The sequence below is a fragment of the Halohasta sp. A2 genome (assembly GCF_056175805.1).
On the sequence record NZ_JAQFWV010000235.1, the window covers coordinates 1 to 369 of the forward strand.

Below are 369 nucleotides of genomic sequence, written 5' to 3' on the forward strand. Positions count from 1 at the left end.
AGCTGTGGGTTCGATCGACCGCCGTCCAGAGACGCGGTCGATCGGTTCCTCACTGATCTCAACCTCGTTGTTGAAGACGTGTTCAGTCGCCTCGTCGAGCAGGCCGCTACCCGCGGCCTGCTTGACTCAACCTTCCGAATCGACTCAACCGATCTTGAAGCCCTCGCGTGGAATGATGACGCTTCATGGAACTACGATCCAACAGCTGAAGAGTTCTACTTCGGCTTTGGTCTCAGCATCGTTTCGGCAGGGCCAAAGATACCAATCGCAGCGGAGTTCACGCAGGCGAAACAAGCCTCAAAAGAGACGGCAATGCGCGTCACACGTGACGCGCTTGCCGTCAAGCATCCAATCTGGTTGCTTGGAGAC

General features: G+C 56.4%; 1 pseudogene. It reads left to right on the plus strand.

Annotation, left to right across the window (positions count from 1 at the left end):
• Positions 1–369 (plus strand): annotated as a pseudogene (locus tag O2S87_RS18950) (IS5/IS1182 family transposase); the annotation flags it as partial.